The sequence below is a fragment of the Pseudarthrobacter chlorophenolicus A6 genome (assembly GCF_000022025.1).
In the GTDB taxonomy this organism is placed as follows: Bacteria; Actinomycetota; Actinomycetes; order Actinomycetales; family Micrococcaceae; genus Arthrobacter; species Arthrobacter chlorophenolicus.
Map to the genome: position 1 here is coordinate 2291815 of NC_011886.1, position 14511 is coordinate 2306325.

Sequence of the window (14511 nt, forward strand, 5' to 3'; positions counted from 1 at the left end):
AAGGGGAATTCCGTCCTTTGTGGTACCTGGCTGGTTTTCCGGCAGCGCCGGACTTTGTCTGTGCCGGGCGGAACAGTCATGGAAGCCGATCCCTGACGGACCTCCTGCACCGGCAGCGCGGCCGGTAGGCCAAACGCACAACAAAGACCCGAACGTGCCGAGCGTCATACCAGTCTAAGGGGAAAAGCTGGAGGGAGCCTGTTATTGGCTCTCCGGAGCCCACTCCCCCGTGACCTCGGCACCGGTTTCGCGGTCGAAAAGGTCCAGCTGTTCCTGGCCGAACACCCCCGCGGGGATGGCGTACCCCAGGTGGGTCCAGGCCGGCGCCATGGCGATGCGGCCACGCGGGGTGCGGCCCAGGAGCCCTTCGCGGACGAGAAAAGGCTCCGCGACCGTCTCGACTGTTTCGGTTTCTTCGCCGACGGCGATCGCCAGCGTGGAAAGCCCCACAGGCCCGCCGCCGAACTTGGTGATCAGCGCCTCGAGCACGGAACGGTCAAGCCGGTCCAGTCCCTTTTTGTCAACCTCATACATGTCGAGCGCGGCTGAGGCGGACCGGGCGTCGATCTGGTCTACTCCATGGACCAGCGCCCAGTCGCGTACGCGGCGCAGCAGCCGGTTGGCGATGCGGGGGGTTCCCCGGGACCGGCCCGCGATCTCGCTGAAGCCGGCGGAATTGACCTTCAGGTCCAGCAGGCCGGCCGAGCGCCGCAGGACAAGTTCCAGTTCAGGAACCGAGTAGAACTCCAGGTGGCCGGTGAAACCGAACCGGTCCCGGAGCGGGCCGGGAAGCAGCCCGGCCCGGGTGGTGGCCCCCACCAGCGTGAAGGGTGGAAGTTCCAGCGGGATGGCGGTGGCGCCTGCGCCTTTGCCCACCACGATGTCCACGCGGAAATCCTCCATGGCCATGTAGAGCATTTCTTCGGCTGGCCTGGACATGCGGTGGATTTCGTCGAGGAAGAGGACTTCGCCCTCGGACAACGAGGACAGGATGGCGGCGAGGTCTCCGGCATGCTGGATGGCGGGGCCGCTGCTGATGCGCAGCGGTGCGTTCATTTCCGCAGCCACGATCATGGCAAGGGTGGTCTTGCCCAGGCCCGGCGGACCCGAAAACAGCACATGGTCGGCGCTGCGGCCGCGCATGCGTGAGGCTTTGAGAACCAGGGACAACTGTTTCCGGACGCGGTGCTGGCCCACGAAGTCGTCCAGGTTTTTGGGGCGGAGGGCAGCTTCAATGGCCCGTTCCTCGGGCTCCTCCCCCGCGGCCACCAGTGACGGTTCAGCCACGGCTGCCTACCCGGTTGCCAGCCCGCGCGCCGTCCTGGCCGAGCCAGCGGAGGGTGGTCCGGAGTATTTCCGGGACGTTGCCGCGGAACGAAACTTCGGGTTCGTCCGCCAGAGCCTTGTCAATGCTCGCCGACGCGTCCTTTTCCGACCAGCCGAGGCTGGTCATGGCGGCAACCACCTGCGGTTTCCAGCTGGCCTCCGCCGCCGTGGTGGCGGCAGCAGGCGCCGTTCCGTGCGGAACGAGCTTGCCGGCCAACTCAAGGACGATCCGTCCGGCCACCTTCGGTCCAATGCCGGGAACCTTGGTGAAGGTCTTGTTGTCGCCGGTATGCGCAGCGACGCGGATCGCCTCGGGATCGTGGACCGCCAAAACGGCCAGTGCGAGGCGCGGACCAACCCCGCTCACACTCAGCAGGACCTCAAAAACTTCCCGTTCGTCGTCGTCCGCAAAACCAAACAGCGTCATCGAATCCTCGCGGACTATCAGGGAGGTGAAGACCTTTCCCTCTTCGCCCACGTGGAGCCGGCTGAGGGTCTGCGGGGTGGCGTAGACGCTCATGCCCGCACCGTTCAAGTCGATGACGGCCGTGGACAGGCCTACGTGCGCTACGGTTCCGCGGAGGAAACTGATCAAGGCCTGGCTCCTGCTTGTGCTGCCGGCCCGCCGCCTGGCAGGAGGCGGAGCCCGGTTATCCGAACATATTTACGAATACCCTAGCAAGCTGCAGGGACATTCAGCGTGCGCGGCGCGCCTTCGCTTCGGCCTCGGCCCACGCACGCTGGGCCGGTGTCAGCGACGAACTGCCCGGACCGGTGGTGGCAACAGATGCCCCGCTGCCGGCGCGCCAGGCGTGCGTAATGGCCAGCGCCAGGGCGTCCGCTGCATCGGCCGGACGGGGCGGCGCGTCGAGGCGGAGGATCTTGGTGACCAGTTTGGTCACTGCGTCCTTGTTCGATGAGCCGCTGCCCGTTACGGCCGCCTTGACCTCCGACGGCGTGTGAAGCGCCACCGGGATCCCCCGCCGCGCTGCCGCGGCAATCACCACACCGGACGCCTGCGCCACGCCCATCACGGTGCTGACGTTCAACTGCGAGAAGACGCGTTCGACGGCGAGCACCTGGGGCTCGTAGCGGTCCAGCCATTCGTCGATGGCAGTAGCGATCACCAGCAGCCGCTGGTCCAGGGATTCGTCAGGCGAGGTTCCAACGACGCCGACGGCCACCATGGTGGCGCGCCGGTTCCGCTCGACATCCACAACGCCGATGCCGCAGCGGGTCAGGCCCGGGTCCACGCCCAGGACACGGAGCGTCATGGGCGCGGACGGGCGTGGCGGGGCAGAACCCGGCGCGGGTCAGCTGGCAAGGCCGCCGGTCACTCTGATTCCAGGGCGGCCTGGACCTCGTCGCTGAAATCGGCGTTGCTGTAGACGTTCTGGACGTCGTCGAGCTCTTCGAGGGCGTCGGCCAGCTTCATGAACTTCCGCGCGCCGTCGACGTCCAGCTCCACCTGCATGGACGGAACGAACTCCACCTCATCGGTGTCGTATTCGATGCCGGCGTCTTTGAGGGCTTCGCGGATGGCCGGAAGGTCGCCCGGCTCGGAGTGGATCTCGAAGGATTCGCCGTTGTCCTTGACCTCTTCGGCACCGGCATCCAGGACGGCCATGAGGACGTCGTCCTCGCCCAGGCCGTTCTTGGGCAGGTTCACCACGCCTTTGCGGTTGAACAGGTAGCTGACGGAACCGGGATCGGCGATGGTGCCGCCGTTGCGGGAGATCGCGAGGCGGACCTCGGATGCCGCGCGGTTCTTGTTGTCGGTGAGGCACTCGATCAGCAGGGCTGAACCCTGCGGACCGCGGGCCTCGTACATGATTTCGGTGTAGTCCACCACTTCGCCGGTGAGGCCTGCGCCGCGCTTGATGGCGCGGTCGATGTTGTCGTTGGGGACCGAGGTCTTCTTCGCCTTGGTGACCGCCAGTTCAAGGCCGGGGTTGCCGGCCAGGTCCGGTCCGCCCATGCGGGCGGCAACTTCGATGTTCTTGATCAGCTTGGCGAAGGACTTTGCGCGGCGGCTGTCAATGATCGCCTTTTTGTGCTTGGTCGTCGCCCATTTGGAGTGGCCTGACATGCTTTACGCTTCTCCTCTGATCATGCGGATAAAAAGTTCGTGTACGCGTTTCTCCCCGGTCACTTCCGGATGGAAGGAGGTGGCCAGCAGCCGGCCGGAACGCACTGCCACAATTCTAGCGGCCCCGGGCAGTTCGGCGGTGTGGGACGCATGCTCGGGATCGGCCGGCTCAACCTGGGCGAGGATTTCCACCCCGGGGCCTACGCGCTCCACCCACGGTCCGCGGATGAAAACGGCATGGACCGGGGCAACATCGGCGTCGGTGGCGCTGAACTCCAGGCCTTTGAAGTCGAGGTCCGTCTCGAAGGATTCGCGCTGGCGTCCGAAGGCGTTGCGGCGGACGGTCATGTCCAGCCCGCCGAATGTCTGCTGGGGGGCACCCGAAAGGTCCGTGGCGGGGTCGGCAATGTCTGAGGCCAGCAGGATCATGCCCGCGCAGGAACCGTAGACCGGCAATCCTCCGGCGATGCGCTCACGCAGCGGCCCGGCCAGCTCAAAGGCCCGCGCGAGCTTGTCGATGGCCGTGGACTCACCGCCGGGGATGATGAGCCCATCAAGGCCGTCGAGTTCCCGGGGACGCCGGACGCTGACCCCCTCGGCACCGGATTCCGCCGCGGCACGCAGGTGCTCGCGGAAGTCGCCCTGAAGCGCCAGGACGCCGATCCGAAGGCCCGAGCCCACGCGTGCGGACTCGGCGGAAAGGGAGTTTGTCATCGTCCCAGCATACGGGCCCACCGGTGTCCGCCCGGCCGGGGCGGGTCACACTCCTGCGGTTCCATGCCTGGCCTGGGATATATTCGAATAATGCCCTTTTACACTGTTCCGCTTGGCAAACTGGTGCGCCGGGTATCCCGGCTTCGAGGCGGCGGGTCCGCGCTGCCGGGGCTCGTCGTCGAAAAGATCGACCCCGGTTTCATGCGGCGGACACTCACTACCCTTCCGCATGGTGTGGCCGTGGTCAGCGGCACGAACGGGAAGACCACCACCACCAAGATGGTGGTGGAGCTGCTCGAAAGCCAGGGCCTGAAGGTTTTTACGAACCGCACCGGAAGCAATTTCACCCGCGGCGTTGCCGCTGCCCTGCTGGGCGAGGTCGACTGGCGTGGGCGGCTGGACGCCGACGTCGCCGTCCTCGAACTGGACGAGGCCCACGCCGTGCACTTCGTGAACAGCGTGCCGCCGAAGTACTGCCTGCTGCTGAACGTCCTGCGCGACCAGCTGGACCGGTTCGGTGAGATCGACAAGACAGCCCAGCTCCTGCAGCACATCGCCGCGAAAACCACCGGGACCGTGGTGCTGAACCGCGAAGACCCGAGGGTGGCCAGGATCGCGGAAACCCTCACGGGCCAGGAGGTCCGGTACTTCGGCCTGGACGACTCGCTGCTGGGCACCTTCCCCAACGACGACGATATGCGCGCCGCTCCGGGCAGCCCCGCGCCGGCGGGCCTCCCGGAGAAGCCCGCGGCCGACGTCGTGCTCCGCAAAGTGGGCGCCGACAGTGCCGAGTTTGAGTACGACGGCGGGACCGTCAGTACCGCGATGAAGCTCCGCGGGGTCTACAACATCTTCAACGCGGCCGCTGCGCTGACCTTGGCGCGCAGCATTTGCGGCGGAGCCGCGGCGGACACCAACCACGAAACCCTGCTGGAGGCCCTGTCCCAGGTGGCACCCGCCTTCGGCCGCGGCGAAAGCCTCACGGTGGAAGGCCAGCCCCTGGACCTGGTGCTGGTGAAGAACCCCAGCGGTTTCCGCCTTGGACTCAAGTCCTTTCCGGCGGGCGGTTACGCCACCATGATCGCCATCAATGACAACTACGCCGACGGCCGGGACATGTCCTGGCTGTGGGACGTGGAATTCGATTCGCTCCGGGCCGGAGGCGTGGACCAGCTGACCGGTTCCCGCGCCTACGACATGGCCCTGCGGCTCCAGTATGACGACGTCCGCATCGGTGCCGTGGAACCCGACATCGCACCGGCCCTCGCCGCGTTCATCCGGGGTGCGAAGGGTCAGCCCAAGCGCATCTTCTGTACCTATACGGCCATGCTCGCCATCCGGCGCGAACTGTCGAAGATCACCACCGTGGAGGTTGTCTCTTGAGCCAGGAAATTCCGGGCACAGCTGGTCCGTCAGCCGCTGGCGGGAAGGGCGTCCTCAGGGTGGTCCAGCTGTATCCGCGCGACATGAACATCTACGGCGACTGGGGCAACGCCCTGGTGCTGCAGCAGCGGATCCGGTGGCACGGGTACACGCCCGAACTGCTGGAATACAACGTGGGTGACCCCTTCCCCGATGATGTGGACATCATTGTGGGCGGCGGCGGCCAGGACAGCGGGCAGCTGGTCATTCAGGATGATTTGCAGGCCCGGGCGGATTCCCTCAAGGAACTCGCTGAAGCCGGCACGCCGATGCTGGTGATCTGCGGCCTCTACCAGCTCTTCGGCCGGTTCTTCAAAACCAGGACCGGCTCGGTGATTGAGGGAATCGGCATCCTCAACGTCGAAACCCATGGCACCGATGAGCGCCTGATCGGCAACGTCAAGGTAACCACCTCTGAGTTCGGCGAGGTGCTGGGCTACGAAAACCACAGCGGCCAGACCACCCTGGGGGACGGTGTGCGCCCGCTCGGCACCGTGGCGAAGGGAACCGGCAACAACAGCAGCGACGGCCACGAAGGCGCCCGCTACCGCAATATTGTGGCCAGTTACCTGCACGGCTCGCTGCTTCCGAAGAACCCGGCCATCGCGGATTTCCTGATCCGGACAGCTGCAGAGCGCAAGTTTGGAGCCTTCGAGCCCGGCCTCCCGGACGACCGGTACGCGGAACTCGCACGGGACCACGCGGCACGCAGGCCGCGCTGATCCGCCGGGTTTACAGGATTGCCCCCTGGGCTTCGTGACGGCCGCCAGTTCTGGTGAAGGTTGCGTGACGCACGTCAGGGTTCGAGGGTGATGAGGAGTTCGTGGGCACCGGCCGCTGCGGCTCCCATGGAGTTCACCACGCCAATGGTCCGCTGCCGCGTTGCGTCGTGGGCCGGTGCACCAGCGCAGGGCCCCTGCGGCGCATCTGCGGCCGCCGGACACCACCGGTAGGGATTCCCGACCATGGTGGTGGGCGTCCACGCCAGGTCCGTGACGATCCAGGTTCCTGCGGCGTCCTGGCCGAACTGCGCGCGGACCAGCAGGCCCTCGTTCCCGGCCGGATGCGCAGGGGAAACTTCCGTGGTCCCGTGACCCAGCCCGTAGGCAATCCAGGTGCCCCTGTAATTCTCGATGGGGAGCACCGCCTCGGAATGGCCATAGACCAGGTTGAACTGCCCACTGTCCGCCAGCGCACGGGCCGCGTCCGTTTGCAGGGTGCCCGGGGCACCGGCGTGCCCGTCTCCGCCGTGTCCGTTTCCTGCGTACATGGCACCGATCACGACGTCGGCGCCCAGGCTCCGCGCCTTCCTGGCCTTGGCAATCATGGTGCTGGGGTCCAGCATGTCCACCTGCCACGGGTATTCCGGAGTCTTCCCGTTGATGCCGAAGGTTGCCCCGATGACGGCCACCTTTGCTGCAGGGGCCTGCAGGATGAGGATCTGCTGGGACTCTGTGGCGGTGCGGTAGGAACCGGTGTGTTTCAGGCCCGCCGCATCCAGGGCATCCACTGTCCGCAGGAGTCCATCGGTAGCGCGGTCAAGGATGTGCTCGCCCGCGGTGGTGCAGGCTTGGTAGCCGACATCCTTCGCAGCGGTGACGATCTGCCGCGGGGCGTTGAACGAGGGGTGACCGGAAAACGGCCCGTCCGGTTTTGCCACGGGGGTTCCCTGGTGGCAGATGGCGAGGTCGCTCCGCTCCAGATAGCGCCGCTGCCCCTCCAGCATCGGGAGTAAATCCGGGCCGGGCTTCCCGGAGGCAGCGGCTTCCTTCTGCGCCTCCTGCCAGATGCCGCTGTGGACCAGCATGCCGCCGGTGACCACCACCGACGCGCAGCGCAGCACCGGGCACCGCGGGCCCTTGCCCGGTGTGGGCGAAGGTGCCGGGGCTGTTGGAGCACCGGAAGGCGGGGCGGTAACGGACGGCATTCCGGGGTGTGGGCCCTTGGTGGACGCGGTGCCGGCGGCTGACCCGCCTGCGCCGGCCCCTTGCGCCACAAGACCGCACCCGGCCGCCGGGCCGGCCAGGAGCAGCAGGCCTGCCACCAACACAGCGCGCATCCGCCGCTGCAGCCTGGCAACCGTGCGGGAGCGCGCAGGAGCCCGCCCGGTACTTTTCCCCATACCGCCAAGTCTAGGAATGGCAAGCCTTCGGCCCGGGCATTTGGCCGCATTGAGAAGCGTGCCCCCATGTGAAAGGTTTTCATCATGACTAACCCCCTGCTGTCTCCCAGCCCCCTGCCGTACGGGCTCCCGCCCTTCGCCCGCATCGAGGCCGCCCATTACGCCGAGGCCATCGAAGCGGGCCTGTCTGAGCACCTCGCTGAAATAGACCGCATTGTGCAGAATCCGGAGGTGCCCACCTTCGCGAACACGGCTGTGGCGATGGAGCAGGCCGGCCGGTTGCTGGACCGTGCAGCCGCATCGTTCTTCACCCTGGTTTCGGCGGATGCTTCGCCGGAGATCAGGGAGCTGGAAACAAAGTTCTCGCCGCGTTTTTCTGCCCACCAGGATGAGCTCTACCTGAACCATGCACTGTATGAACGTTTCCGGGGCATCGACACCTCCGCCTGCGACCCCGAGTCGGCCCGGCTGGTGGATGAGTACCTGAAGGAGTTCCGGCAAACGGGTATCCAGCTCGATCCCGCCGGACAGGACCGGCTCAGGGCCGTTAACGCAGAACTCGCCCGGCTGGGCACGGAGTTCGGCCAGCGCGTCAAGGAGGGGATGAAGTCCGCGGCGCTGCTTGTCGAGGATGCGGAAGAACTGGCCGGCCTGCCCGCCGACGACGTCGCCGCCGCAGCGGAGGCGGCCCGGGCAGCAGGACATGAGGGGCAGTTCCTGCTGGGGCTTATCCAGCCAAGCAACCAGCCTGCCCTTGCCTCGCTCACGGACCGGGCCGTCCGGCGTCGGCTGTTCGAAGCATCTGCTGCCCGGGGCAGCAACGGCGGACCCCTGGATGTCCTGGACCTGGCCAGGTCCACGGCCCGGCTGCGGGCAGAGAAAGCCTCGCTTCTCGGTTTCGCGAATTACGCGGAACTGGTGGCGGACCGCCAGACTGCACCCGACTTCGGGGCAGTTCAGTCCATGCTGAACCGCATGGCCCCCGCCGCCGTCCGCAACGCGGACCGTGAAGCGGCCGCCCTTGCCGAATCCGCCGGGCACCCTCTGGAACCGTGGGACTGGGCCTACTACTCGGCGAAAGTCCGCCGGGAGAAGTACAGTGTGGACGAACAGGCCCTCCGCCCCTACTTCGAGCTGGAGCGCGTGCTGCGGGACGGCGTCTTCTTCGCGGCCGGATCCCTGTACGGGACCAGCTTCCATGAGCGGGAGGACTTGGTTGGCTACCATCCCGACGTTCGGGTCTGGGAGGTCAGGGATTCCGACGGCGGCGCGCTGGGGCTGTTCCTGGGCGACTATTATTCCCGCGAGTCCAAGCGGGGCGGAGCATGGATGAACTCGCTGGTGGACCAGAACTCCCTGCTGGGTACCAGGCCCGTGGTGATGAACACCCTCAACATCGCCAAACCGGCGCCGGGTGAACCGACACTCCTGACGCTTGACGAGGTCCGGACGGTCTTCCACGAGTTCGGCCACGCACTGCACGGGCTCTTTTCCGACGTCACCTACCCGCGGTTTTCCGGGACGGCTGTCCCCCGCGACTTCGTGGAGTTCCCGTCCCAGGTCAACGAAATGTGGATCATGTGGCCGGAGGTCCTCACCAACTACGCCCGCCACCACGCCACCGGCGAACCGTTGCCGCAGGACGTTGTGGACCGGCTGGAAGAGTCCAGGCTTTGGGGCGAAGGTTTTGCCACCACCGAGTACCTGGGCGCCGCCTTGCTGGACCTGGCGTGGCATGTGCTGGAACAGGATGCCGTCCCGGACGATGCGCTCGCGTTTGAGGCGAAGTCCCTCGCTGCGGCGGGAATTGCGCACGCCCTCATCCCGCCGCGGTACCGGACCGGTTACTTCCAGCACATTTTCGCCGGTGCGGGATACGCCGCCGGCTACTACTCCTACATTTGGAGCGAGGTCCTGGATGCCGAGACGGTGGACTGGTTCACGGAGAACGGCGGGCTTACCAGGGCCAACGGCGACCGGTTCCGGCAGGAACTGCTTTCGCGCGGCAACAGCCGCGACCCCCTGGAGTCCTTCCGGATCCTGAGGGGCCGCGACGCCAAACTGGAACCCCTGCTCAAGCGCCGCGGCCTGGAGTAACCCCCATCGATTGCTCCCCACCGGCGCCCTAACCTCGCAAGCTCGGCCAGGGAACCCTGCCGGCGTGGGCCCACATAACGGCCGTTGGAGCCCCCGATAAGACACATCGGAGCAATCGACGGGTTTCGGCAAGCTCAACCAACAACGACGCCGGTCCCCCACCAGAAAAGGTGAGGAACCGGCGTCGTTATTAGGTCAGCAGACCCGCCCCGAAGCGCCTGACGGTGCGGTCCGGCAGCGTGCGTAAAAGGGCCCCCGCCCCCAACCACCGCCGGTATGGCGGCAGCGGGAGGCGGGGAATAGCACGCAGAGGATCGCGCCGCCCGGCGCGTCACAGAAGGTGGAGCTTACCAGCCGCGCTCGGCGAGGCGGTGCGGCTGGGGGATCTCGTCGACGTTGATGCCCACCATGGCTTCGCCGAGGCCGCGGGAGGCCTTGGCGATGACGTCGGGGTCATCGAAGAAGGTGGTGGCCTTCACGACGGCGGCCGCGCGCTGGGCGGGGTTGCCGGACTTGAAGATGCCGGAGCCAACGAACACGCCGTCGGCGCCGAGCTGCATCATCATGGCGGCGTCGGCCGGGGTGGCGATGCCGCCGGCGGTGAACAGCACCACCGGGAGCTTGCCGGCAGCGGCAACTTCCTTGACCAGTTCGTACGGGGCCTGCAGTTCCTTGGCCGCGACGTACAGTTCGTCCTCGGGCAGGGCTGCGAGCTTGGCGATCTCGGCACGGATCTGGCGCATGTGGCCGGTGGCGTTGGAAACATCGCCGGTGCCGGCCTCGCCCTTGGACCGGATCATCGCCGCGCCTTCGTTGATGCGGCGCAGGGCCTCACCGAGGTTGGTGGCGCCACAGACGAAGGGAACCTTGAAGTTCCACTTGTCGATGTGGTTGATGTAGTCGGCCGGGGTAAGGACCTCGGACTCGTCAATGTAGTCCACGCCGAGGGACTGGAGGACCTGGGCTTCGACGAAGTGGCCGATGCGGGCCTTCGCCATGACCGGAATGGACACGGCGTCGATGATGGCGTCGATCATGTCCGGATCGGACATGCGCGACACACCGCCCTGGGCGCGGATATCGGCCGGAACGCGTTCCAGCGCCATGACTGCAACAGCACCGGCGTCTTCGGCGATGCGGGCCTGTTCAACGTTGACGACGTCCATGATGACGCCGCCCTTGAGCATCTCAGCCATGCCGCGCTTCACGCGGCTGCTGCCCGTGACGCTGTTCGCGGGCGAACCGGCCTCGTTGCTTACATCTGGTGTAGACACAAAAACCCCTATGGGTAGATAGACGATCTTCGCCGGGTGTGCAGGCGGGCATGCTGATGCCGGACTGTACACACACGGATTGCCGGGTCCATTGACCGGGCAATCCTTATAGTAGTCCCCCGGTGGCCAGCCGCGGCAATTACGTTTCGTCCGCCGGAAGCGGTTGTGCCAGTGCCTGCCGGCGGACTGAAGAAACACGCTGGACAATCGTCGTGAAGCTCGCCAGCGCCAGCAGCACCAGCGTCACAAGGAGCACCACCGGCGGTAGTCCCAGGCCGGTGAGCCCAGTGACCACCAGGACGGAGACGAGCCGCTCGGCCCGCTCGGCGATGCCGACATTTGCCGTGTATCCAAGGGATTCCGCCTTGGCCCGCGCATAGGAAACCACCATGCCCAGGACCAGGCAGACCATGGCCGCCACGGCAATGGCAGTGTTTTGCCCGCCCAGGAAGAACCACACTGCCACCCCGGCGAAGAGAGCCCCGTCCGCGACGCGGTCCAGGGTGGAGTCCAGGAAGTTGCCCCAGCGGCTCTTGACGTCCTGCATGCGGGCCATGATGCCGTCCAGCACATCGGAGAAGATGAACGCCGTGATGAAGACCGTGCCCCAGAACAGCTGCCCGAGCGGATAGAACACCAGGGCTCCCACCGCGACGCCCGCGGTTCCGATGACTGTTACGGCGTCGGGCGAGACACCCAGGCGCAGGAGCCAGCGGGCCAGCGGGGTGAAAAGGGCAGTGAAGAAGCCGCGGGCGTGCCTATTCAGCATCAGTCTCCCCGGGCCAGGCGTCGGCCACCATCTGCCGGACCTCATCGAGGGTCTGCGTGATGGCCTTGGTCTGGGCAATGATGGGGAAGAAGTTCCCGTCGCCGCCCCAGCGCGGAACAATGTGCTGGTGCAGGTGGGCGGCAATGCCGGCACCGCCCACCACACCCTGGTTCATGCCCAGGTTGAATCCACCCGGGTTGGACACTTTGCGCAGGACGCGCATCGCCGTCTGGGTCAGGTCTGCGAATTCGGCGGTTTCTTCCACCGACAGGTCCGTGTAGTCCGGGACGTGCCGGTAAGGGCAGACCAGAAGGTGCCCCGGGTTGTAGGGAAAGAGGTTCAGCACGACGTAGCAGGACGTCCCCCGGTACACGATGAGGGCGTCCTCGTCGGTGCGGCCCGGGCCAACGCAGAACGGGCAGTCATTCTCGTTCTTGAACTGGTGCTGCCCGCCCTTGATGTAGGCCATCCGGTGCGGAGTCCACAGGCGCTGGAAAGCGTCCGGGACACCGGCCAGGGCAAAGTCGTCGGTTACACCGGCATCCCCTGGATACCCGGCGCCTGTGTTCTCCTCCACGGTGCTGTTCCGTTCGCTAGCTGGTCCGGTTGCGGACGGCTTCGGTGATCCGCTTGACTGCCTCTGCCACCGGCACGCCGTTGTCCTGGCTGCCGTCCCGGAACCGGAAGGAAACCGCGCCGGCTTCGGCGTCGTCTCCGCCGGCGATCAGCACGAACGGGATCTTGTCCTTGCTGGCGGTGCGGATCTTCTTCGGGAATCGGTCCGAAGAGGTGTCCACCTCGGCACGGATACCGGCCGCCTTCAGCTGGTCGACGACGTCGAACATGTACTCGTTGAAGGTTTCCGCCACGGGGATGCCCACCACCTGGACGGGTGCCAGCCATGCCGGGAAAGCACCGGCGTAGTGTTCGGTGAGGACGCCCATGAACCGCTCCACCGAACCGAAAAGCGCACGGTGGATCATCACGGGACGCTGCCGGCTGCCGTCGGCGGCCTGGAATTCAAGTTCGAAGCGTTCGGGCAGGTTGAAGTCCAGCTGGATGGTGGACATCTGCCAGGTACGGCCCAGGGCGTCTTTGGCCTGCACGGAGATCTTGGGCCCGTAGAACGCGGCTCCACCCGGATCCGGCACCAGTTCCAGTCCCGATTCCTGGGCCACTTCAGCCAGGGTGCGGGTGGCTTCCTCCCACGCAGCGTCCTCGCCGACGTACTTTTCCGGGTCCTTGGTGGACAGCTCCAGGTAGAAGTCGTTGAGGCCGTAGTCCTTGAGCAGGTCCAGGACAAAGGTGAGCGTCTTGGTGAGCTCCTCCTTCATCTGCTCGCGGGTGCAGTAGATGTGGGCATCGTCCTGTGTCATCCCGCGGACGCGGGTCAGGCCGTGGACCACGCCGGACTTCTCGTACCGGTAGACGGAGCCGAACTCAAACAGGCGCAGCGGAAGTTCACGGTAGGAGCGGCCGCGCGACCGGAAGATCAGGTTGTGCATGGGGCAGTTCATCGGCTTCAGGTAATAGTCCTGGCCGGGCTTGCGGACGGTGCCGTCCTCGTTGAGCTCGGCGTCGACGTGCATCGCCGGGAACATGCCCTCCTTGTACCAGTCCAGGTGCCCGGACACTTCGTAAAGGTGGCCCTTGGTGATGTGCGGGGTGTAGACGAACTCGTAGCCGGCCTCCACGTGCCGCTGGCGGGAGTAGTCCTCCATCTCCTTGCGGATGATGCCGCCCTTGGGGTGGAACACCGGGAGGCCTGAGCCCAGTTCATCCGGGAACGAGAACAGGTCAAGTTCGGAACCGAGCTTGCGGTGGTCACGCCGTTCGGCCTCGGCGATCCGTTCCTGGTAGGCCTTGAGTGCGTCCTTGGTGGGCCAGGCAGTGCCGTAGATGCGCTGCAGCTGCTGGTTCTTCTGGTTGCCCAGCCAGTAGGCGGAGGAGGAACGGGTCAGGGCGAAGGCGTTGGAAATCAGCTTGGTGTTGGGCAGGTGCGGGCCGCGGCAGAGGTCGCACCAGACCGTGGTGCCTTCCTTACGCTCCACGTTGTCGTAGATGGTGATGTCGCCTGCGCCGACCTCGACGTTCACGCCCTCGCCGGCCTCGGCGGCTTCGTTTTTCTTGCCCAGCAGTTCGAGCTTGTAGGGCTCGTTCTTCATGGCTTCGCGGGCTTCGTCTTCGCTGACAACGCGGCGGACGAATTTCTGGTTCTGGTTGATGATCTTCTGCATCATCTTCTCGAGGGTCTTGAGGTCCTCGGGGGTGAAGGGCTCAGCGACGTCGAAGTCGAAGTAGAAGCCATCGGTGATGTAGGGGCCGATGCCGAGTTTGGCGTCGGGGCGCAGCTGCTGGACGGCCTGGGCCATGACGTGGGCAGTGGAGTGGCGCAGGACATTCAGTCCGTCCGGGGATTCGATGGTGACGCCTTCCACCTCGGCACCTTCGGGCAGCTCCTGGTCCAGGTCCTTAAGTTCGCCGTTAACGCGGGCAACGACAACATCACGGCGCTCAAAGAAGAGTTCCGCACCGGTTGTCCCGGTAGTCACCTTGGTCTCTTCGCCATCGACGAGAAGGGTGATCTGCTGGGCATCTGACACGGGTGTCTCCTATTCAAAGTTGAGGCTTCATAGCTTGCGGCGTACGGGGACCACAGCCAGCCACCGTCAATGCTATCGGTTCGGCGGAGGGCCGA

At 66.0% G+C, this 14511-nt stretch carries 13 protein-coding genes; 3 read left to right on the plus strand and 10 right to left on the minus strand.

Going from position 1 to position 14511, the window contains the following annotated elements; translation table 11 throughout:
• Positions 1-201: 201 nt before the first annotated feature.
• The 5 genes from ruvB to pdxT form a co-directional block, all read right to left on the minus strand.
• On the minus strand, positions 202-1287 hold the full coding sequence (ruvB, locus tag ACHL_RS10225) for a Holliday junction branch migration DNA helicase RuvB (protein WP_015937223.1): 1086 nt from the start codon (positions 1285-1287) through the stop codon (positions 202-204).
• A complete protein-coding gene (ruvA, locus tag ACHL_RS10230) occupies positions 1280-1921 on the minus strand; it encodes a Holliday junction branch migration protein RuvA (RefSeq protein ID WP_015937224.1) in 642 nt (213 codons plus the stop codon). Before ruvA ends, ruvB begins: the two co-directional genes overlap by 8 nt.
• Positions 1922-2021: 100 nt before the next feature.
• On the minus strand, positions 2022-2600 hold the full coding sequence (gene ruvC, locus ACHL_RS10235) for a crossover junction endodeoxyribonuclease RuvC (protein WP_015937225.1): 579 nt from the start codon (positions 2598-2600) through the stop codon (positions 2022-2024).
• Between the two features lie 59 nt (positions 2601-2659).
• The gene (locus ACHL_RS10240) at positions 2660-3415 is read right to left on the minus strand and encodes a YebC/PmpR family DNA-binding transcriptional regulator (protein ID WP_015937226.1); all 756 of its coding nucleotides are present in this window, start codon (positions 3413-3415) and stop codon (positions 2660-2662) included.
• 3 nt (positions 3416-3418) lie between these two features.
• Positions 3419-4129: a pyridoxal 5'-phosphate synthase glutaminase subunit PdxT gene (pdxT, locus tag ACHL_RS10245; protein ID WP_015937227.1), complete on the minus strand. Its 711-nt coding sequence runs from the start codon at positions 4127-4129 to the stop codon at positions 3419-3421.
• Positions 4130-4219: 90 nt separating this feature from the next.
• On the opposite strand from pdxT, the gene ACHL_RS10250 reads away from it, so the two are divergent.
• Complete coding sequence (locus ACHL_RS10250) at positions 4220-5512, plus strand: Mur ligase family protein (RefSeq protein WP_015937228.1); 1293 nt, start codon at positions 4220-4222, stop codon at positions 5510-5512.
• Complete coding sequence (locus ACHL_RS10255; RefSeq protein WP_015937229.1) at positions 5509-6273, plus strand: type 1 glutamine amidotransferase; 765 nt, start codon at positions 5509-5511, stop codon at positions 6271-6273. Before ACHL_RS10250 ends, ACHL_RS10255 begins: the two co-directional genes overlap by 4 nt.
• A gap of 74 nt (positions 6274-6347) precedes the next feature.
• Here the strand turns inward: ACHL_RS10255 and ACHL_RS10260 are convergent, their stop codons facing one another.
• A complete protein-coding gene (locus tag ACHL_RS10260) occupies positions 6348-7673 on the minus strand; it encodes a CapA family protein (protein ID WP_139187430.1) in 1326 nt (441 codons plus the stop codon).
• Positions 7674-7757: 84 nt separating this feature from the next.
• Between ACHL_RS10260 and ACHL_RS10265 the strand changes: the two genes are divergently transcribed.
• On the plus strand, positions 7758-9770 hold the full coding sequence (locus tag ACHL_RS10265) for a M3 family metallopeptidase (RefSeq protein ID WP_015937231.1): 2013 nt from the start codon (positions 7758-7760) through the stop codon (positions 9768-9770).
• A gap of 347 nt (positions 9771-10117) precedes the next feature.
• Here the strand turns inward: ACHL_RS10265 and pdxS are convergent, their stop codons facing one another.
• The 4 genes from pdxS to thrS form a co-directional block, all read right to left on the minus strand.
• The gene (gene pdxS / locus ACHL_RS10270; RefSeq protein ID WP_015937232.1) at positions 10118-11044 is read right to left on the minus strand and encodes a pyridoxal 5'-phosphate synthase lyase subunit PdxS; all 927 of its coding nucleotides are present in this window, start codon (positions 11042-11044) and stop codon (positions 10118-10120) included.
• 139 nt (positions 11045-11183) lie between these two features.
• Complete coding sequence (gene pgsA, locus ACHL_RS10275) at positions 11184-11813, minus strand: phosphatidylinositol phosphate synthase (protein WP_015937233.1); 630 nt, start codon at positions 11811-11813, stop codon at positions 11184-11186.
• Positions 11803-12390 carry an HIT family protein gene (locus tag ACHL_RS10280; protein WP_015937234.1) on the minus strand — a complete coding sequence of 196 codons (588 nt, stop codon included), beginning with the start codon at positions 12388-12390 and terminating at the stop codon, positions 11803-11805. Before ACHL_RS10280 ends, pgsA begins: the two co-directional genes overlap by 11 nt.
• A 16-nt stretch (positions 12391-12406) precedes the next feature.
• Complete coding sequence (gene thrS, locus ACHL_RS10285; RefSeq protein WP_015937235.1) at positions 12407-14416, minus strand: threonine--tRNA ligase; 2010 nt, start codon at positions 14414-14416, stop codon at positions 12407-12409.
• Positions 14417-14511 lie beyond the last annotated feature (95 nt).

Coding starts and splice junctions, on each gene's coding strand:
- ruvC (WP_015937225.1), bottom strand. CDS start 2,600: ATGACGCTCCGTGTCCTGGGCGTGGACCCGGGCCTGACCCGCTGCGGC.
- ACHL_RS10240 (WP_015937226.1), bottom strand. CDS start 3,415: ATGTCAGGCCACTCCAAATGGGCGACGACCAAGCACAAAAAGGCGATC.
- pdxT (WP_015937227.1), bottom strand. CDS start 4,129: ATGACAAACTCCCTTTCCGCCGAGTCCGCACGCGTGGGCTCGGGCCTT.
- ACHL_RS10250 (WP_015937228.1), top strand. CDS start 4,220: ATGCCCTTTTACACTGTTCCGCTTGGCAAACTGGTGCGCCGGGTATCC.
- ACHL_RS10260 (WP_139187430.1), bottom strand. CDS start 7,673: ATGGGGAAAAGTACCGGGCGGGCTCCTGCGCGCTCCCGCACGGTTGCC.
- ACHL_RS10265 (WP_015937231.1), top strand. CDS start 7,758: ATGACTAACCCCCTGCTGTCTCCCAGCCCCCTGCCGTACGGGCTCCCG.
- pgsA (WP_015937233.1), bottom strand. CDS start 11,813: ATGCTGAATAGGCACGCCCGCGGCTTCTTCACTGCCCTTTTCACCCCG.